Below are 17622 nucleotides of genomic sequence, written 5' to 3'. Positions count from 1 at the left end.
CCGACATGAACCTGCGTCGACGGAACATGAGGAGTTCTGATGGTGGAACGACGTATCCGAGCTTCGATCGTGACGGTATTGCTCGCGTCCTCGCTCGTGACGGTCGGGGGAGGGCCCGCCTCGGCGGCGTGCGCGCATCCCGAACGGACGCTGGGTGAGATCATCGACAGCGGAGATACGGGGAGCACCTACAGCGACACGCTCTTCGTCGGACGCGTCCGACAGCTCCGGAGGGCGAGGGACGGCATGGTGCCCGCGCGGTTCCGCGTTCGGGCCGTCGCCGCGGGACACGCCGCGGACCGCGTCACGGTCTGGGGCGCAGACCCCGATGACAACATGTCGATGTCGGAAGAGGTCGTGTTCCGTGACGGTGGGCGTTACGTGGTTCAGGGTCACAAGCTCCGGTCCGGAGGGTTCACGACGAGCGCCTGTACCCATACCCGGCGTATCTCCCGGGAACGGATGCGCGAGCTGCTCCGCCGCATCCGGCACGCGTAACCCGGAACGCGGTGTAGCCTTCGGCTCCACATGGGAGAACTGCTCTTCGGCACCGACGGTGTCCGCGGCCTCGCGGGCAGCGATCTGACCAGGGAACTCGCGTTCGATCTCGGGCGTGCTGCCGTCGGCGTGCTCGGCCGTCACGGCGAGGGTCGTCCCACGGTGGTTGTCGGTCGCGATACGCGTGGATCCGGGGAGTGGCTCGAGGATGCCCTCGTCGAGGGCATCCTGGCCGCGGGGGGAGACGCGATCCTTGCCGGGGTCGAGCCGACCCCCGCGATCGCCTACCTCACGACCTCGCTCGGAGCCGCGGCCGGGGCGGTGATCAGCGCCTCGCACAATCCGCCCGAGTACAACGGGATCAAGTTCTTCGACCGTTCCGGAACGAAGCTGCCCGACGCGCTCGAGGACGAGATCGAGACCGCGCTCGGTACGGCGGTGCCCGGAGGGATCGAGCCGGGTTCCGTCCGCCAGATAGACGGTTCGGAGCACACCTATCTCGATCACCTCGTCTCGGCGTCCGAGGCGCGCCTCGATGGGATGACCGTCGTCGTCGACTGCGCGAACGGCGCGGCGTCGGCCGGCGCTCCGCAACTGTTGCGGCTGCTCGGCGCTTCGGTGCACGCGATCTATTCGTCGCCCGACGGGACGAACATCAACGATGGCTGCGGTGCGCTGCACCCCGAGGTCGTGGCCGCCGAGGTGGTGCGTATCCAGGCGCACGCCGGCGTCGCGTTCGACGGAGATGCGGATCGCGCCCTGTTCGCCGACGGCGAGGGGAACGTGATCGACGGGGACCAGGTCCTCACCGCGTGCGCACTCGATCTTCACGAGCGAGGCGCCCTTGCGAACGACACCCTCGTGGTGACGGTGATGTCCAACCTCGGGCTTTTCAAGGCGATGGAGCGGGCGGGGATCGACGTGATCGCGGCGAGCGTCGGGGATCGCTACGTGCTCGAGGAGATGCAGCGCACCGGTGCGGAGCTGGGCGGAGAACAGTCGGGACACGTGATCTTCTCGCGACACGCGACCACGGGTGACGGGCTGCTGACGGCCGTTCGTTTCCTCGGGCTGTCCGCGCGTACGGGCGCCTCGCTCGCGGACCTCGGCGCCCGCATGCATCGGTTCCCCCAGGTGCTCGTGAACGTGGAGATCGCCGATCCGAGTAGGAGCGAGGCGTCGCCCGAGGTGGCCGAAGCGGTGCGAGCGGCCGAGAAGGACCTGGGCGCGGGCGGCCGTGTCCTCGTCCGGCCGTCGGGAACCGAGCCGCTCGTGCGTGTCATGGTCGAGGCCGAGGCGGAGGCGGTTGCCCGGCGCCACGCCGAGACGATCGCCGACCACGTTCGCAGCGCGCTCGGCTGAGACCGTCGCCTCCCACCGGGTCCGGAGGGTGTCCCGCAGGCTCGTACCGGGTCCTAGTACCGGGTCCTAGTACCGGGTCCTAGTACCGGGTCCTAGCCTGAGGGATACACAGCGCCGGTTCCGTTGCGCGGGTACGCGACCCAGGCACGACCCACTGGTACGCTCGACCTCTATGTGCGGCATCGTCGGGTACGTGGGTTCCGACGAGGCGCTCCCGATCATCCTCGAGGGCCTTCAGCGGCTCGAATACCGTGGGTACGACTCCGCGGGCGTGGCGTTGGTCGAGGACGACCTCACCGTGATCAAGCGCGCGGGCAAGCTCGCCGAGCTCCGAGGTGCGCTCGATGGCGAGTCCCACCCGGCCAAGATCGGCATGGGTCACACCCGCTGGGCCACCCACGGCGAACCGAACGACGACAACGCCCACCCTCACCTGGACTGCACCGGACGGGTCGCGGTGATCCACAACGGCATCGTCGAGAACCACGGCGAGCTGCGAGGCCGGCTCGAGAAGCAGGGCCACTCCTTCCGCTCCGACACCGACACCGAGGTCCTCGCCCACCTCGTCGAGGAACACCTTTCCGCCGGCGCCTCCACGGTCGCCGAAGCCGTCCGCCGGACGCTCGCCGAACTCGAGGGCGCCTATGCACTCGTCGCGCTGCTCCTCGACGAGCCGGGAACGATCGTCGGTGCCAAGGTGAGCTCACCGCTCATCGCGGGCGTCGGCGACGGCGAGAACCTCCTGGCCTCCGACATCCCCGCGGTGCTCTCGCGCACCCGCACCGTGATCCCGATCGAGGAGGGACAGGTCGTCGAGGTCCGCGCCGACTCCGTGCGGATCACCGACTTCGACGGCAACGAGCTCCCGGTCGAGCCGCTCGAGGTCGACTGGGACGTCGCTCAGGCTCAGAAGGGCGGTTACGACGACTTCATGCTGAAGGAGATCCACGAGCAGCCCCACGCGGTCCGCGACACGCTCGTCGGGCGCACCGACGCGAGCGGCAGGCTCGTGCTCGATGAGCTGCGGATCCCCGACGACGTCTTCCGCGAAGTGCACAAGGTGTTCGTCGTGGCGTGCGGCAGCGCGTTCCACGCGGGGCTCGTGGCGAAGTACGCGATCGAGCACTGGACACGTCTGCCCGTGGAGATCGAGATCGCCTCGGAGTTCCGCTACCGCGACCCGGTGCTCGACCCGACCACCCTGACCCTCGCGGTCAGCCAGTCGGGCGAGACGATCGACACGCTCGAGGCCGTCCGCCACGCGAAGGACCAACGCTCTCGGGTGCTCGCGATCACGAACACGGTCGGCTCGTCGATCGCGCGCGAGTCCGACGGCGTGCTCTACACGCATGCCGGGCCGGAGATCGGCGTCGCCGCGTCGAAGACGTTCTCCACGCAGATGGTGGCGCTGCACCTGACGGCGCTGTTCCTGGCGCAGGTGCGGTCGCCGTCGATGTTCCCCGAGGAGGTCGCTCGCGAGGTCGCACGGCTGCACGAGCTCCCGGAGCAGATCGAACGAGCGCTCGCCCTCGATCCCCAGGTGCGCGCACTCGCCGAGCGGTACGTCGGCCACGACGACGTGCTGTTCATCGGACGGCACACAGGCGTTCCCGCCGCGCTCGAGGGTGCGCTCAAGCTGAAGGAGATCAGCTACGTGCACGCGGAGGGCATCTCGGCCGGCGAGCTGAAGCACGGAACGATCGCGCTGATCGAACCCGGGTTCCCGGTCGTGGCCGTCGCGACGCAGAGCCACGTGTATCGCAAGCTCCTGTCCAACATCGACGAGGTGAAGGCTCGCGGCGCCGACGTGATCGCGGTGGCCTCCGAGGGCGACCGCGAGATCGAGTCTCACGCGGACCATGTGCTCTTCGTCCCGCAGACCCCGGAGCTGTTCAGCCCCGTCGTCGTGAGCGTGCCCCTGCAGCTCTTCGCGTACCACGTCGCCAAGCTCCGCGGCTGCGACGTCGACCAGCCTCGCAACCTGGCCAAGTCCGTCACGGTCGAGTAGCCGGCGCCCGCCCCGCAGTAGGCTCACCCCGTGGAGATCGTCGGGCTCGGGGTGGACATCTGCGAGATCGCCCGGATGGAACGGGCCCTCGCCCGGCACCCGACGATGGCCGAACGGGTGTTCACGCCGGAGGAGCGCGCCTACTGCGATGGCAAGGCGAGGCCGGCGGAAAGCTATGCGGGCCGGTTCGCCGCGCGGGAGGCGACGATCAAGGCACTCGGCGGCTACCGGGGGCGCGGATGGCAGGACATCTCCGTGGCCCGCCATCCCAGTGGCAAGCCGGTGATCTCGCTGACCGGCAACGCGAAACGTCGCGCGGACGCGATCGGCGTCACCGACGTGTTGATCACCTTCACCCACGAGAAGACGAACGCGGTCGCGTTCGCGGTGGCGGTCCGCTCATGAGGCCGCTCCTCTCGCCCGATCAGGCCCGCGAGCTGGACCGCGCCACGCAAGAACGGGGCACGTCCGCGGACACCCTGATGGAACGCGCCGGGCGCGTCCTCGCGCGTGCCGCGCTCGACCTGACCGGCGGTGGATACGGACGCCGGGCGGTGCTCGTGTGCGGACCCGGGAACAACGGGGGGGACGGGTTCGCCGCGGCGCGCCACCTCGCGCGCGAGGGGATGCGGGTAACCGTCGTGCTCGTCGAACCGGACCGCGCTCCCGCCGGGCCCGCGGCCTCGAACCTCGCACGGTTGTCCGAGGCCGATGTCCGCGTCCGGCACTGGTCCACCTCGACTACGCCAGTAGAGCTGGCGCGTGCCGACGTCGCGATCGACGCGATCCTCGGAACGGGGTTCCGCGGGGAGCCCGAGGGCGCCTACGCGGAGGCGATCGACGCGTTGAACGACGCGCCGGCCCCGGTCGCGGCCGCGGACATCCCGTCGGGCGTGGACGGCGCGACGGGCGCGGCGGGCACGGCGGTGGCCGCCGACGTCACGATCACGTTCGGGGCCGAGAAGGCAGGGCTCGTCCTGTTCCCGGGCGCGGCGCTGGCCGGGTTCGTTGAGATCGCCGATATCGGCTTCGCCCCAGAAGAGGTTCCGCGCGGCCTCGGGGTGATCGAGGCCGCGGACGTCGCCGCCGTCTGGCCCGCCCGCTCGGAGGAGTCGCACAAGCGCTCGTCGGGCGTCGTCCTGGTGATCGCCGGTTCCCGCGACATGACCGGAGCGCCTCGACTCGTCGCCCGCGCCGCCGCCCGGGTGGGAGCGGGGCTGGTCCAGGTCGCAGCGCCGACAAGCGCCCTCCCGGCGATCCAAGCCGGGCTCGTGGGCGCAACCTTCCTCGCTCTGCCCGAGACCGAGGACGGCACCCTCGCACCGGGAGCGATCGAGGCTCTGAAGGAACACCTCGAAGGCGCCGACGCGGTGGCGATCGGCCCGGGTCTCGGCCGCCACCCCGACACCGACGGCACGGTCCGGGACCTCGTCCAGGCCCACACCGTTCCCACGGTCGTCGACGCCGACGCGCTCAACGCGTTCGAGGGCCGCGTCGGCGCGCTGATCACCAACCGGTCGGGGATCGTGCTGACGCCCCACGCCGGGGAGGCTTCGCGCCTGCTCGGCGTTCCGGCCGGCCAGATCGACGCCGACCGTGTGGGGTCCGTGCGCGCTCTGGCCAACCACGCGGAGGCGGTCGCGTTGCTGAAGGGGAGGCGCACGGCGATCGCAGAGCCGGCCGGAAAGACACGGATCAACGAGACGGGAACGCCGGTGCTCGCGACCGGCGGGACGGGAGACGTGCTCACGGGCGTGATCGCCGGCCTGCTCGCGCGTGGGACGTCCTCGCTCGATGCGGCGAGCGCCGGAGCGTTCGTCCACGGGATCGCGGGCCGGCTCGCCGGCGAGGAGCTCGGGGAGGGCACGACCGCCGAGGATCTCGTCGAGCTGCTCCCGGCGGCGGTCGAGGAGGTGCTCGCGCCGTGGTGAGCCCTCCGCCACGCCGGTACCGGCCGACCGAGGCCGTGATCGACCTCGACGCGATCCGCGCGAACGTCCGGACGCTCACCCCGCCCGGGGGCGCGTTGCTCGCGGTCGTGAAGGCCGACGGGTACGGCCACGGCGACGTCGAGGTCGCTCGCGCCGCGCTCGAAGCCGGCGCCTCCCGGCTCGGGGTGGCGCTCGTCGAGGAGGGCATCCGGCTGCGCGAAGCCGGGATCGACGCACCTGTGCTCGTGCTCTCGGAGCTGCCGCGGGGCTCGGAGGTCGACGCCCTCGCGCACACGCTCACCCCGACGGTCTGCACGCCGGACGGGCTCGCGGCTGTGGCCGTCGCGGCCGACGCCGCGGGGCGGGACCGGGGTGCGGTCCCGGTGCACATCAAGGTGGACACGGGGATGCATCGCATCGGGCTGTGGCCGCCGGATCTCCTCGGGGCCTTCGCCGGCGACGTGGCCGGCACCGGGCTCACGCTCGAGGGTGTGTGGACCCATCTGGCCCGTGCGGAGGACGACGAGGCGACGACGAAGGAGCAGCTCCATCGGTTCGACGAGGCGCTCGCCGGTCTGCCGACGCGCCCGCCAATGCTCCACGTGGCGAACAGCGCGGCCACGATCGCGTACCCCGCCGCGCACTACGATCTCGTGCGGCCCGGGATCTCGATCTACGGGATCGAGCCCGCGCCCGGGATCGGCGAAGGCTTGGGGCTGCGCCCGGCGCTGTCCTGGCGATCCGCGGTCGTGATGACCAAGCGTCTGTCCGCCGGCGAATCGATCTCCTACGGGCACAGCTACACGCTCGACCGCGAGGCGACGATCGCGATCGTCCCGGCCGGGTACGCCGACGGGTATCCGCGCCGGCTCTCCTCGATCGCAGAGGTGTTGATCGGGGGTCGGCGCCACCGGGTCGCCGGTACCGTCACGATGGATCAGCTCATGGTCGATTGCGGTGATCACGAGGTTCGGCAGGGCGACGAGGTCGTGCTGCTGGGACGCAGCGGCGACGAGGAGATCACGGCCGCCGAGCTCGCCCAGCGATCGGGCACGATCGCCTACGAGATCCTCACGTCGGTCGGTGCGCGCGTTCCCCGCGTGTACACGGGGGCGTCCGGGTGATCACGCGCGTGCCGGGTATCCGGGTCGGGCAGGTCACCGACCTGGAGGGAGGAACGGGCTGCACGGTCGTGCTCGCACCGCCGGAGACCGTCGGGTCGGGTGAGGTCCGGGGCGGCGCGCCGGGCACCCGTGAGACCGACCTGCTGCGCCCGGGCATGCTGGTGGACCACGTGCAGGCGGTACTGCTCACCGGCGGCAGCGCGTTCGGCCTCGCCGCCGCGGACGGTGTGATGCGCCGGCTCGAGGCGGCCGGTCTCGGGTTCGACGCCGGTCTCGCCCGGGTGCCGATCGTTCCCGCCGCGGTGGTGTTCGATCTCGGGCTCGGCGACGCGTCCGCCCGTCCGACCTCGCAGGATGGGGAACGCGCGGTCGACGACGCCGCAGACGGGCCCTTCAGCGAGGGGAACGCCGGCGCGGGGACCGGCGCGACCGTGGCGAAGCTCTACGGACCCGAGTACGCGGTGAAGGGCGGTCTCGGGTCCGTCGCCCTCGAAGGGGACGACGGGGTGCTCGTCGGAGCGCTCATGGTCGTGAACGCGGTGGGCGAGGTCCTCGACGAGGCGGAGGGCGTGCTCGCCGGCTCGCGCGCCCCAGCTGATGCCCGCCCGGACGCGCCCGAGTCGGTCGCGGGCAACACCGTGATCGGCGTCGTCGTCACGAACGCGCGCCTGTCGAAGGAGCGCGCGAACCTGTTGGCGATCGCCGGGCATGAGGGGATCGCGCAGGCCGTTCGCCCGTCCCACACGCGCCATGACGGCGATACCCTGTTCACCCTCGCCACGGGCGAGGTGGACGCCGAGCAACCGGCGGTCGAGGCGCTCGCCGAACGCGCGGTGGCCGAGGCGATCCGCCGGGGGGTCCGTCTCGCGACCGACCTGCACGGCGTTCCGGCGATCGGGGGAGGCGACCGGACGTGACCGAGACGCTCGAAGAGCTCGCGGCAGAGGCCGCGACGTGTACGCGGTGCCGCCTCCATGAGACGCGCACCCAGGTCGTGTTCGGCGTCGGGAACCCGTACGCCGACCTGCTGTTCATCGGCGAGGGTCCGGGGTTCCACGAGGACAAGCAGGGGGAGCCGTTCGTCGGCGCCGCCGGCCAGCTGTTGAACCGGATGCTCGGTGAGATCGGCCTGCGGCGCGAGGACGTCTACATCGCGAACGTCGTGAAGAGCCGTCCGCCGGGCAACCGCGATCCGCGGCCGGACGAGATCGAGGCCTGCACCCCCTGGCTCACCGAGCAGATCCGATTGATCGATCCACGGATCGTGGTCACCCTCGGTAACTTCGCGACCCGCTACATCCTCGACACGACGGCTTCGATCAGCCGGGTGCGGGGCCAGCGGTTCGACTGGCGGGACCGGACCGTGATCCCTACGTTCCACCCCGCCGCGATCCTGCACGGGGGCGGGGAGAAGTCGCGCCAGTTCCAGGCGCTGCAGGAGGACTTCGCCGAGGTCCGCCGCGCGCTCGACGAGCCGATCGTGGTGCCCGAGGCCGCCCCCGAGCCCGAGCCCTCGAGCCCGGGCGAGGACGCCGGGTCCGAGCAGCTCGGCCTGTTCTGAGGCGTGCGTCGGTGCGACTCGAGCTCCACTCCGTCTCCGCGGACCGGACCCGGGCGATCGGGGAAGCGATCGGGGAGCTGGTTCGCGCGGGCGACGCGATCGCGCTGACCGGCGAGCTCGGAGCGGGAAAGACGACGCTCGTCCAGGGCCTGGCCCGGGGTCTGGGGATCGACGATCAGATCGTGTCGCCCACCTTCACCCTCGTGCGGGAGTACCGGGGGCGGCTGCACCTGCTGCACGCCGACGTCTACCGGCTCGAGCGCGTGCAGGACGTGATCGACCTCGGTCTCGACGAGGACCTCGCCGAGGACGGTGTGCTCGTCGTGGAGTGGGGCGACGCGATCGACGCTCTGTTGCCCGAACACCACCTGACGATCGAGCTGACGACCGCCGCGGCCGACGGGTCCGCGGGCTGGCAGGACGAGCCCCGACGGCTCGTGCTCGCGGGCGAGGGCTCGTGGGACGAACGCCTCACCGGGCTCGCCGGGACGTTCGAGGGAGGAGGCCGCCGCCCGTGATCGTGCTCGCGATCGAGACCTCCACACCGCAGTCGTCGGTCGCGTTCGGAAACGAGTCCGAGATCCTCGCCCAGGTCTCGATCACCGGCCGCACGCATCAGGAATCGGTGTTCCCGGCGCTCGAGCAGCTCCGGAGCTGGGCCGGGGTCGAGCTCGATCAGCTCGGCGGGATCGCGGTGGGCGTCGGCCCCGGGCTGTTCACCGGCCTGCGGGTCGGGATCCAGGCGGGCAAGTCGCTCGCACAGGTCCTCGGCGTCCCGATCGTCGGCGTCACCTCTCTCGACGCGCTCGCGTTCTCAGTGCGGCACACGGATCGAGCGATCTGCGCGGTGATCGACGGGCGCCGGGGCGAGGTGTTCCACGCGCTGTACCGGCCGGTGCCCGGAGGGGTGGTGCGCCAGACCGAGCCGGCGGTCGCCGCTCCCGACCACCTGATCGCCGACCTCGAGGCCCTCGGCGAAGAGGTGTTGCTCATCGGGGATGGTGCCATCCTGTATCGGACAGAGATCGAGGAAGCCCTCGGCGCAGAGGTCGACCTGGCCTCCGACCTGCGGCAGCGCCCGCAGGCGGCGGCGCTCGTCGAGCTCGCGGTGCCGCGGTTCCTCCGGGAGGAGCACGACCGTCTGACCGACGTCGTGCCCCTGTACCTACGGAGATCGGATGCGGAGATCGCTTGGGATCAGCGAGCCCGAGGCGCCACGTCTTGAGGTCGCCCGGATGCGCCGCCGCCACCTGCGCGGCGTGATGGCGATCGAGCGGCGCGTCTACCCGCGTCCGTGGAGCCCGAACCTGTTCCTCAACGAGATGATGGAGACCTCGAACCGCTGCTATCTCGTCGCGCGCGTCGACCGCGCGATCGTCGGGTACGGGGGGTTGATCTCCTACGGCGACGAGGCGCACGTCACCAACATCGCGGTCGCGCCGGAACAGCAGCGCCACAAGGTCGGGACGCGCCTGCTGCACGACCTCGTGTTCGGGGGGATCGAGCTGGGTGCCGAGGCGATCTCGCTCGAGGTGCGCGTGTCGAACTGGGGTGCCCAGCGGCTGTACGGATCGTTCGGGTTCCGTCCAGTCGGGATCCGCAAGAACTACTACCAGGAGATCAACGAGGACGCGCTGATCATGTGGGTCGACGACATCCGCACACGCGTCTACGCGGAACGGCTCGAGGCGATCGCCGCGGAGCTGCCCGAGGGCGTCCGTCCGTGACGCTCGTGCTCGGGGTCGAGACCTCGTGCGACGAGACGGCGATCGCGATCGTCGAGGACGCCTTCGTGGTGCGCTCGAATCTGATCGCGAGCCAGGTCGATCTGCACGGCAAGTTCGGCGGCGTCGTTCCGGAGGTGGCCGCACGCGCGCACGTCGAGGCGCTCACGCCGCTGACCGAGCAGGCGCTTGACGAGGCCGGCGTCCGGTTCGGCGATCTCGACGGGGTCGCCGTCACGGTCGGGCCGGGACTGGTCGGTGCCCTGCTCGTCGGGATCGCCGCGGCCAAGTCGATCGCGATCGGTACGGGAGCGCCGCTGATCGGGGTGAATCACCTCGAGGGGCACGTGTGGGCGAACTTCCTCGTCCACGGGCCGCCGGAACCGCCCTATGTCGCGCTGATCGTGTCGGGCGGCCACACGATGATCGTGCACATGCCCGACGATCATCGGTTCGAGGTGCTCGGCCAGACGGTCGACGACGCGGCGGGTGAGGCGTTCGACAAGGTCGCCCGGCTGCTCGGCCTCGGGTTCCCGGGCGGCCCGGCGGTCGACGTGCTGGCCCGCGAGGGCAACCCCGACGCCGTGCGGTTCCCACGGGCGATGGCCGACTCGCTCGACTTCTCGATGTCGGGACTGAAGACGGCGGTGCTGCGGCACGTGAAGGCTGAGCAGGCGGCGGGACGCGAGATCGACTCCGCGGACCTGGCGGCCTCGTTCCAGGAGGCCATCGTCGACGTCCAGGTCACCAAGACGATCCGCGCGGCCACCGAACGAGGCGTGGGAACCGTGCTGCTGGGTGGCGGTGTCGTGGCCAACTCACGCCTCCGCGAGCGGATCGAGGCCGACGGGACCGGCGCCGGATTGCGGGTGCTGTTCCCGCCGATCGAGCTGTGCACCGACAACGGGGCGATGATCGCGAGCGCCGGGGCGCACCGGCTCGCGCGCGGGGAACGCACCTCGCTCGACGTCGGCGCCGACCCGAACCTGAAGCTGGCCTCGTGAGGGCCGATGGCACCGATCACCGGGTGTCCCGGTTCCGTTGCGTGACAGTGCCCGTGGATGCGGGCAGGATGGGACGATGACGACGATCCTCGTGACCGGCGGCGCGGGGTTCATCGGCTCCCACCTCTCGGATCGACTCCTCGCCGAGGGGCACCGCGTGATCGCGGTCGACGACCTGACGACGGGCCGCATCGCGAACCTCGGCGAGGCCCGCGGCTACGGCAAGGAGTTCACGTTCTTCAACATGGACGTGCGCGCCGACGGCCTGTTGCCGATGTTCGAGCGCCATCGTCCCGAGTTCGTGATGCATCTCGCCGCTCAGTCGGGGGTCCGTCCGTCCCTGACCGATCCGGTGACCGACGCCGACATCAACGTGATGGGACTGTTGAACGTGCTCGAGTGCAGCGTCAAGGTCGGGGTGCGCAAGGTGATCTACGCCGCCAGCGGCGGCACCCTCTACGGTGACGCGCGACGGATCCCGGTGAAGGAGAGCGCCGCCCAGGGCTCGCGCCCCGCCTCGCCCTACGGCGTCAGCAAGAAGGTCGCGATCGACTACCTGAGCTACTACTCGCGGTTCCGGGGGCTGGATGCGACCTCGCTGGCCCTCGGGAACGTCTACGGCCCGCGCCAGGACCCGCACGGGGAGGCGGGCGTCGTCTCGATCTTCGCGTCGAAGCTGCTCGCCGGCGAGACTCCCGCGGTGTTCGGCGACGGGAACCAGACCCGTGACTTCGTGTTCATCGACGACGTCGTCCACGCGTTCGCGCTCACGCTCGAGCGCGGCTCGGGCAAGCTCGTGAACATCGGGACGGCCCTCGAGACGACCGTGAACCACCTGTACCGGATGATCGCCGACATCGTCGGCGTCTCGACGGACCCGCAGCAGGGTCCGCCGCCGCCGGGGGAGATCCGCAGGATCGCCCTCGACAACGCGCTCGCCGCCCAGGCGCTGGGCTGGCGCCCCTGGACCCACCTCGAAGACGGCCTCGGGGAGACGGTCGCCTACCTGAAGGGGATCTGACCCGGTGGGCGGCGAGCTCGCGGGTGCCGAGGGACGACTCGACTCGCTCGTCGCCCGTCACGTCGCCGCGCACGGAGCTCCGGGCGTCGCGGCCGGAGTGGTCGTCGGCGACGATCTCGCGTGGGCTGCCGGACACGGGTTCGCCGAGCTCGAGGGAGCGAGCCCGGTCGATGCGGACACCCTGTTCCGCGTCGGGTCGATCACCAAGACCTTGACGGGGACCGCGATCGTTCAGCTCCGAGACCAGGGGTTGCTCCGCCTGGACGATCCGCTCGTCGCCCATGTGCCGGAGTTCGCGGGTGCGACGAATCCGTGGGGGCCGATCGAGGAGGTCACGCTGCGGCGGCTGCTGACCCACGAGGCCGGGCTCCCGGTCGAGGCGCCCACGCTCGATTGGCGAGCGGGCACGTTCCCGACGATCGACGAGGTCGTCGCCGCGCTCGACCGGGTCGAGCTCGCGCTCGCTCCCGACGCCGGGGCGAAGTACTCCAACCTCGGATACCAGCTGCTCGGCGAGGTCGTCGCGCGGGTCGCCGGCCGGCCCTATCGCTCGCAGGTTCGCGAGGCGCTCCTCGACCCGCTCGGGATGCGTCGCAGCGGGTTCGAAGGCGAGCTCCCCGGCGAGGCTCCCCGCGCCAGCGGGCACTACCCACGGACGTTCACCGACGCGCCCCCGGTCTCGCCGACCCGGATGAAGGGGACCGACGCCGAAGGCGGCTTGGTCTCGAGCGTGCGCGATCTCGCGTGCTGGGCGTCGGCGCAGTTCCGCACCGACGCGGCCGAGCGGCGCGGCGATCGGGTGCTGGTGGGAACCTCTCTCGCCGAGATGCACCGGCCGCGACGGATCGTCGACGCCGCCTGGACCGAGGCACAGGGCTTGGCGTGGTACTGCACCCGCACCGACCACGGTGTCGTGGTCGGCCACGCCGGTGGAACGTTCGGGTTCAGGAGCCGACTCGTGTTCGATCCTCGGACCCGCGTGGCCGCGATCGCGCTCGCGAACGGCGAGGGTCCCGCGGGAACGCTCGCACTCGAGCTCCTCGAGGTCGCGGCCGATGCCGTCGAGGCGCATGCGGTTCCCGTGCCGAGCGTGCCCGTACCCGTCCCGGAGGCGTACGTGGAGCTGCTCGGCCTCTACGCCTGGGAGGACCTCGGAGAGCCCGCGCGCGTGGTGTGGCGCGAAGGGCGGCTGGCACTCGCGTGGTCGCCGGACGACCTGCAGACATTGGAACCGACCGAGGCTCCGCTGGAGTTCGTCGTCCGGGGCGGGTCCGAGTCGGGGGAGCGATGCGCGTTCCGGCGCGGGGTCGACGGAACCGTCACGGGGTTGCAGATCTCGGGCTGGCCGCTCGTGCGCCTGCTTCCCGCGGAATAGCCGGGTCCGGACGTGCGGAGGGCCCGAGCGCGCGGCCCGGGCCCTCCGGATCGATCGGCGGTCTCAGGCGTTGGGCGCGTGCTCGATCCGCGGCTTCGGGATCGCCTCGAGGTCCGGAACCTTCCCCGTTCCGTTGAAGGGAACGAAGATCACTTCGATCGAACGGCTCGAGGCACTGAGGCCCTTGTTCGCGTCGATCATCAGCCGGACCGTGTGCTGGCCAGAGGGAACGACCCAGCCGACGTTCGTGCTGCAGTCCTCCTCGTTGTTGCCGGTGGCGTGCTCCATCCAGCGGCCGGACCCGTCGATGAAGGCCCCATCGATCGTGATCCAGCACTGGGTCGTGTTCGGGATGTCCCCTCGCCGCGCGAAGATGCCGGCGAACACGTCCGCTCCGGCGGTCACCATCAGGTAGCCGCGCCGCGGCGCCGTCACCTTCGTCTGGATCAGCTGGGCGCCGTCGCCGCCACGCAGCGCGGTCACCTTCGCGAGGCCGCCGGTGTGGTTCGCGGAGCCGCGGATCAGCTCGTTCGCCTTCCGTCCTTCGAGCTTGTCGGCGTTGATCACCTGGCCGGCGACGGCGACGCCTCCGGCGGTCACGGCGGCGGTCACGAGTGCCACGACGACCGTCGTCAGGTTCTTCCGGAGCAGTGCGAGCATGCAGCCCTCCTGTTTCCTCGGCGTCGGCGGCGGGCGCCGCCGCGTGCGAGGGAAGTGTCCGGGGGCAGATGGTCGGCCGCAAGCACCCCGCCACGAACGACGTGGACAGGAGCGTGGTCGCCGGCGTCCGGGGGCTCGCGTTGACCCTTGGCACTCGGCTGTCTATGCTGTTAGCACTCACAGCAGCAGAGTGCTAACCCGCTCCGACCCGTACGGACCAAGCACAAGGAGGCAAGGCATGGCGGACTTCAACCTGAAGCCCCTGGAAGACCGGATCGTCGTGAAGCCCGGCGAGGGCGAGGAAACGACCTCCAGCGGCATCGTGATCCCCGACACCGCGAAGGAGAAGCCCCAGGAGGGCGAGGTCGTCGCGGCGGGCCCCGGCCGGTTCGAGGACGGCACCCGCGTGCCGCTCGACGTGGCCGTCGGCGACAAGGTGATCTACTCGAAGTACGGCGGCACCGAGGTCAAGGTCGAGGGCCAGGAGTACCTGATCCTGTCGGCCCGCGACGTCCTCGCCGTCCTCAACAAGTAACCCGAGCAAGCGAAGGAGCCACCGTATGGCAGCCAAGCTTCTGAAGTTCAGCGAGGAGGCCCGGCGCGCGCTCGAGGCCGGCGTCAACAAGCTCGCCGACGCGGTCGCGATCACGCTGGGGCCGAAGGGCCACAACGTCGTCCTCGACAAGAAGTGGGGACCCCCCACGATCACGAACGACGGCGTGACGATCGCGAAGGAGGTCGAGCTCGACGACCCGTGGGAGAACATGGGCGCCCAGCTCGCCAAGGAGGTCGCGACGAAGACCGACGACGTCGCGGGTGACGGCACGACGACGGCGACCGTGCTCGCGCGGGCGATGGTACGTGCCGGCATGAAGAACGTCGCTGCGGGTGCGAACCCGATGGCGCTCAAGCGCGGGATCGAGAAGGCCGTCGTGAGCGCCGTCGAGGCGATCGAACAGCAGGCCAAGGAGGTCGAGGGTCGCGACGAGATCGCGAACGTCGGCGCCATCTCCGCGGCCAGTGCCGAGGTGGGCGACGTGCTCGCCGAGGCGCTCGACAAGGTCGGCAAGGACGGCGTCGTCACGGTCGAGGAGTCGAACACCTTCGGCATGGAGCTGGAGTTCGTCGAGGGTATGCAGTTCGACAAGGGCTACATCTCGCCGTACTTCGTCACCGACCAAGAGCGGATGGAGGCTGTCCTCGACGAGCCGTACATCCTGATCGTGAACAAGAAGATCTCGAGCGTGCAGGAGGTCCTGCCGGTGCTCGAGAAGGTGATGCAGGCGGGCAAGCCGCTCGTGATCATCGCCGAGGACATCGAGGGCGAGGCCCTGGCCACGCTCGTGGTGAACAAGATCCGCGGCACGTTCAACGCCACGGCCGTCAAGGCTCCGGGGTTCGGCGACCGCCGCAAGGCGATGCTCGAGGACATCGCCGTTCTCACCGGAGGCGAGGTCGTCTCCGAGGAGGTCGGCCTGAAGCTCGAGAACGCGGGACTCGAACTGCTCGGTCGCGCGCGCAAGGTGGTCGTCACCAAGGACGACACGACGATCATCGAGGGCGGGGGCGACAACGAGAAGGTCAAGGGCCGCGTCGGGCAGATCAAGGGTGAGATCGACAACACCGACTCCGACTGGGACCGCGAGAAGCTCTCCGAGCGCCTCGCGAAGCTGTCGGGCGGTGTCGCGATCGTCCGCGTCGGCGCGGCGACCGAGGTCGAGCTCAAGGAGAAGAAGCATCGGATCGAGGACGCCCTGCGCTCCACGCGCGCGGCGATCGAGGAGGGGATCGTTCCCGGAGGCGGCGTGACGCTGCTGCGGGTCGAGTCCTCGCTCGACAAGCTCGACCTCGAGGGCGATGAGGCCACCGGCGCGAGGATCGTACGCTCGGCGCTGTCCGCGCCCGCGCGCGTGATCGCCGACAACGCCGGCTACGAAGGCGCGGTGATCGTCCAGCAGATCCGCAGCGAAGGCGACTCCGGCCAGGGCTTCAACGCCGCTACCGGCGACTGGGTGGACATGGTGAAGGCCGGGATCATCGACCCGGCCAAGGTCACCCGCTCGGCGCTGCAGAACGCGGCGTCGATCGCTGCGCTCGTGCTCACCACCGAGAGCGCGGTCGTCGAGAAGCCGGAAGAGGACGAGTCCGCCGCTGCAGGTGGCGACGGACACATGCACTGAGCGTCGTTCCGAGACGTGCACGACCTTCGAGGGGGCCGGGGAACCGGCCCCCTCGACGCGTTCCCGGCGTCGGGGTCGACATCGTTGGCGTGGGTGGGCGATGCTGCGTCCATGACCGATCCGGTGCTCCGCGACTGGGACGGCGAGTCGCTGACCGTGCGCCGCGTCCCATCCACGGGCGTGTGGATCGTGGTCGCGGTGCATTCGACCGCGCTCGGCCCCGGGATGGGCGGAACGCGCATGAAGGTCTATCCGGGCGGGGTCGACGAGGCGGTCGGCGACGCGGTGCGCTTGTCCGGGGCGATGACCGCGAAGAACGCGCTCGCCGAGCTGCCTTTCGGCGGCGGCAAGGCGGTGCTCGCCGTCCCGCGGATCCCGGAGGGAGACGACCGACGCGCACTGCTGCTGCGCTACGCGGACGTGCTCGGATCGCTCGACGGCAGCTACGTGACGGCCTGCGACATGAACACGACCGAGACCGACATGGACGTGATCGCGGAGCGCACGTCGCACGTGCTGGGCCGCTCGTCCGGCAACGGTGGATCGGGCACCAGCGCCCCCGCCACGGCGATGGGCGTGTTCCACGGGATCCGCGCGTGCCTCGAGCACGCGTTCGGCTCGCCCTCGCCCGCGGACCGAACCGTGGTCGTGCAGGGAGCGGGAGCGGTCGGGTCCGGGCTCTGCGAGCTGCTCGCCGAAGCGGGAGCGCAGGTGTTCGTGTCTGACGTCGTGGCCGACCGCGCAACCGCGCTCGCCGACCGGATCGGCGCGAAGGTCGCGGCGCCCGACGACGCGCTCGTTACGCCGTGCGACGTCCTCTCGCCCTGTGCGACCGGCGGGATGCTGAACGAGGAGACCGTGCCGCTCCTGCGCTGCCGGGTCGTCGCCGGCGCGGCGAACAATCAGCTCGCGACGCCCGAAGACGCTCGTCGCCTGCGCGAGCGCCACATCCTCTACGCGCCGGATGCGGCGATCAGCGCTGGCGGCGTGCTCGCGCTGGCCGGTCGGGAAACCCTGGGCTGGAACGAGCCGCAGCTGACCGCGCGCCTGGAGCGGATCGGCTCGACCCTCCGGGAGTTGTTCGCCCTCGCCGATCTCCAGGGTCTGACGACCGACGAGGCCGCCGCGTTCGTCGTGCGGCAGCGGCTCGCCCAGGCCCGCGGCGACCGCTGAA

At 70.9% G+C, this 17622-nt stretch carries 18 protein-coding genes; 17 read left to right on the top strand and 1 reads right to left on the bottom strand.

The genetic code is table 11. The annotated features are described in order from the left end of the window. Positions 1–39: 39 nt before the first annotated feature. The 14 genes from WEF05_11805 to WEF05_11740 all read left to right on the top strand — a co-directional run bounded on the left by WEF05_11805 (position 40) and on the right by WEF05_11740 (position 13608). A complete protein-coding gene (locus WEF05_11805; protein MEX1102565.1) occupies positions 40–498 on the top strand; it encodes a hypothetical protein in 459 nt (152 codons plus the stop codon). A gap of 30 nt (positions 499–528) precedes the next feature. Further along, entirely contained in the window at positions 529–1860 is a 1332-nt protein-coding gene (gene glmM, locus WEF05_11800) for a phosphoglucosamine mutase (protein ID MEX1102564.1), read from the top strand. 172 nt (positions 1861–2032) lie between these two features. Next, positions 2033–3868 carry a glutamine--fructose-6-phosphate transaminase (isomerizing) gene (glmS, locus tag WEF05_11795; GenBank protein MEX1102563.1) on the top strand — a complete coding sequence of 612 codons (1836 nt, stop codon included), beginning with the start codon at positions 2033–2035 and terminating at the stop codon, positions 3866–3868. 30 nt (positions 3869–3898) lie between these two features. Further along, the gene (locus WEF05_11790; GenBank protein ID MEX1102562.1) at positions 3899–4273 is read left to right on the top strand and encodes a holo-ACP synthase; all 375 of its coding nucleotides are present in this window, start codon (positions 3899–3901) and stop codon (positions 4271–4273) included. Next, the gene (locus WEF05_11785) at positions 4270–5799 is read left to right on the top strand and encodes an NAD(P)H-hydrate dehydratase (protein ID MEX1102561.1); all 1530 of its coding nucleotides are present in this window, start codon (positions 4270–4272) and stop codon (positions 5797–5799) included. The genes WEF05_11790 and WEF05_11785 overlap by 4 nt, the downstream gene beginning before the upstream one ends. Beyond that, positions 5796–6923, top strand: a complete 1128-nt coding sequence (gene alr / locus WEF05_11780) for an alanine racemase (protein MEX1102560.1) — start codon at positions 5796–5798, stop codon at positions 6921–6923. Before WEF05_11785 ends, alr begins: the two co-directional genes overlap by 4 nt. A gap of 8 nt (positions 6924–6931) precedes the next feature. Then, on the top strand, positions 6932–7840 hold the full coding sequence (locus WEF05_11775) for a P1 family peptidase (protein MEX1102559.1): 909 nt from the start codon (positions 6932–6934) through the stop codon (positions 7838–7840). Next, the gene (locus tag WEF05_11770) at positions 7837–8484 is read left to right on the top strand and encodes a uracil-DNA glycosylase (protein MEX1102558.1); all 648 of its coding nucleotides are present in this window, start codon (positions 7837–7839) and stop codon (positions 8482–8484) included. Before WEF05_11775 ends, WEF05_11770 begins: the two co-directional genes overlap by 4 nt. Before the next feature lie 11 nt (positions 8485–8495). Further along, a complete protein-coding gene (gene tsaE / locus WEF05_11765) occupies positions 8496–9002 on the top strand; it encodes a tRNA (adenosine(37)-N6)-threonylcarbamoyltransferase complex ATPase subunit type 1 TsaE (GenBank protein MEX1102557.1) in 507 nt (168 codons plus the stop codon). After that, on the top strand, positions 8999–9709 hold the full coding sequence (gene tsaB / locus WEF05_11760; GenBank protein MEX1102556.1) for a tRNA (adenosine(37)-N6)-threonylcarbamoyltransferase complex dimerization subunit type 1 TsaB: 711 nt from the start codon (positions 8999–9001) through the stop codon (positions 9707–9709). The genes tsaE and tsaB overlap by 4 nt, the downstream gene beginning before the upstream one ends. Then, positions 9663–10211, top strand: a complete 549-nt coding sequence (gene rimI / locus WEF05_11755) for a ribosomal protein S18-alanine N-acetyltransferase (GenBank protein MEX1102555.1) — start codon at positions 9663–9665, stop codon at positions 10209–10211. The genes tsaB and rimI overlap by 47 nt, the downstream gene beginning before the upstream one ends. Further along, the gene (tsaD, locus tag WEF05_11750) at positions 10208–11212 is read left to right on the top strand and encodes a tRNA (adenosine(37)-N6)-threonylcarbamoyltransferase complex transferase subunit TsaD (GenBank protein MEX1102554.1); all 1005 of its coding nucleotides are present in this window, start codon (positions 10208–10210) and stop codon (positions 11210–11212) included. The genes rimI and tsaD overlap by 4 nt, the downstream gene beginning before the upstream one ends. Positions 11213–11288: 76 nt before the next feature. Beyond that, positions 11289–12233, top strand: a complete 945-nt coding sequence (locus WEF05_11745; GenBank protein MEX1102553.1) for an NAD-dependent epimerase/dehydratase family protein — start codon at positions 11289–11291, stop codon at positions 12231–12233. Between the two features lie 4 nt (positions 12234–12237). Next, positions 12238–13608: a serine hydrolase domain-containing protein gene (locus WEF05_11740; GenBank protein MEX1102552.1), complete on the top strand. Its 1371-nt coding sequence runs from the start codon at positions 12238–12240 to the stop codon at positions 13606–13608. Between the two features lie 63 nt (positions 13609–13671). On the opposite strand, the gene WEF05_11735 is transcribed toward WEF05_11740, so the two are convergent. Further along, positions 13672–14268 (bottom strand): hypothetical protein, encoded by a 597-nt coding sequence (locus tag WEF05_11735; GenBank protein ID MEX1102551.1) that lies wholly within the window; start codon positions 14266–14268, stop codon positions 13672–13674. A gap of 238 nt (positions 14269–14506) precedes the next feature. Here WEF05_11735 and groES point away from each other — a divergent pair, with 238 nt between their 5' ends. The 3 genes from groES (at position 14507) to WEF05_11720 (ending at position 17621) form a co-directional block, all read left to right on the top strand. Continuing rightward, positions 14507–14803 (top strand): co-chaperone GroES, encoded by a 297-nt coding sequence (gene groES / locus WEF05_11730; GenBank protein ID MEX1102550.1) that lies wholly within the window; start codon positions 14507–14509, stop codon positions 14801–14803. Positions 14804–14828: 25 nt separating this feature from the next. Beyond that, the gene (gene groL, locus WEF05_11725; protein MEX1102549.1) at positions 14829–16448 is read left to right on the top strand and encodes a chaperonin GroEL; all 1620 of its coding nucleotides are present in this window, start codon (positions 14829–14831) and stop codon (positions 16446–16448) included. A 111-nt stretch (positions 16449–16559) separates the two neighbouring features. Then, positions 16560–17621, top strand: coding sequence for a Glu/Leu/Phe/Val dehydrogenase dimerization domain-containing protein (locus WEF05_11720; GenBank protein ID MEX1102548.1), 1062 nt, complete (start codon positions 16560–16562; stop codon positions 17619–17621). Position 17622 lies beyond the last annotated feature (1 nt).

This window comes from Actinomycetota bacterium, assembly GCA_040881665.1.
Taxonomy (GTDB): domain Bacteria; phylum Actinomycetota; class UBA4738; order UBA4738; family HRBIN12; genus JBBDWR01.
The sequence above is the reverse complement of the archived record's forward strand: the minus strand, read 5'-3'. Positions and strand labels throughout refer to the sequence as shown.

Excerpts from the sequence above, each read along its gene's own strand:
- WEF05_11805 (MEX1102565.1), top strand. The coding sequence starts at position 40 with ATGGTGGAACGACGTATCCGAGCTTCGATCGTGACGGTATTGCTCGCG.
- glmM (MEX1102564.1), top strand. The coding sequence starts at position 529 with ATGGGAGAACTGCTCTTCGGCACCGACGGTGTCCGCGGCCTCGCGGGC.
- glmS (MEX1102563.1), top strand. The coding sequence starts at position 2,033 with ATGTGCGGCATCGTCGGGTACGTGGGTTCCGACGAGGCGCTCCCGATC.
- WEF05_11785 (MEX1102561.1), top strand. The coding sequence starts at position 4,270 with ATGAGGCCGCTCCTCTCGCCCGATCAGGCCCGCGAGCTGGACCGCGCC.
- rimI (MEX1102555.1), top strand. The coding sequence starts at position 9,663 with ATGCGGAGATCGCTTGGGATCAGCGAGCCCGAGGCGCCACGTCTTGAG.
- WEF05_11745 (MEX1102553.1), top strand. The coding sequence starts at position 11,289 with ATGACGACGATCCTCGTGACCGGCGGCGCGGGGTTCATCGGCTCCCAC.
- WEF05_11735 (MEX1102551.1), bottom strand. The coding sequence starts at position 14,268 with ATGCTCGCACTGCTCCGGAAGAACCTGACGACGGTCGTCGTGGCACTC.
- groES (MEX1102550.1), top strand. The coding sequence starts at position 14,507 with ATGGCGGACTTCAACCTGAAGCCCCTGGAAGACCGGATCGTCGTGAAG.
- groL (MEX1102549.1), top strand. The coding sequence starts at position 14,829 with ATGGCAGCCAAGCTTCTGAAGTTCAGCGAGGAGGCCCGGCGCGCGCTC.
- WEF05_11720 (MEX1102548.1), top strand. The coding sequence starts at position 16,560 with ATGACCGATCCGGTGCTCCGCGACTGGGACGGCGAGTCGCTGACCGTG.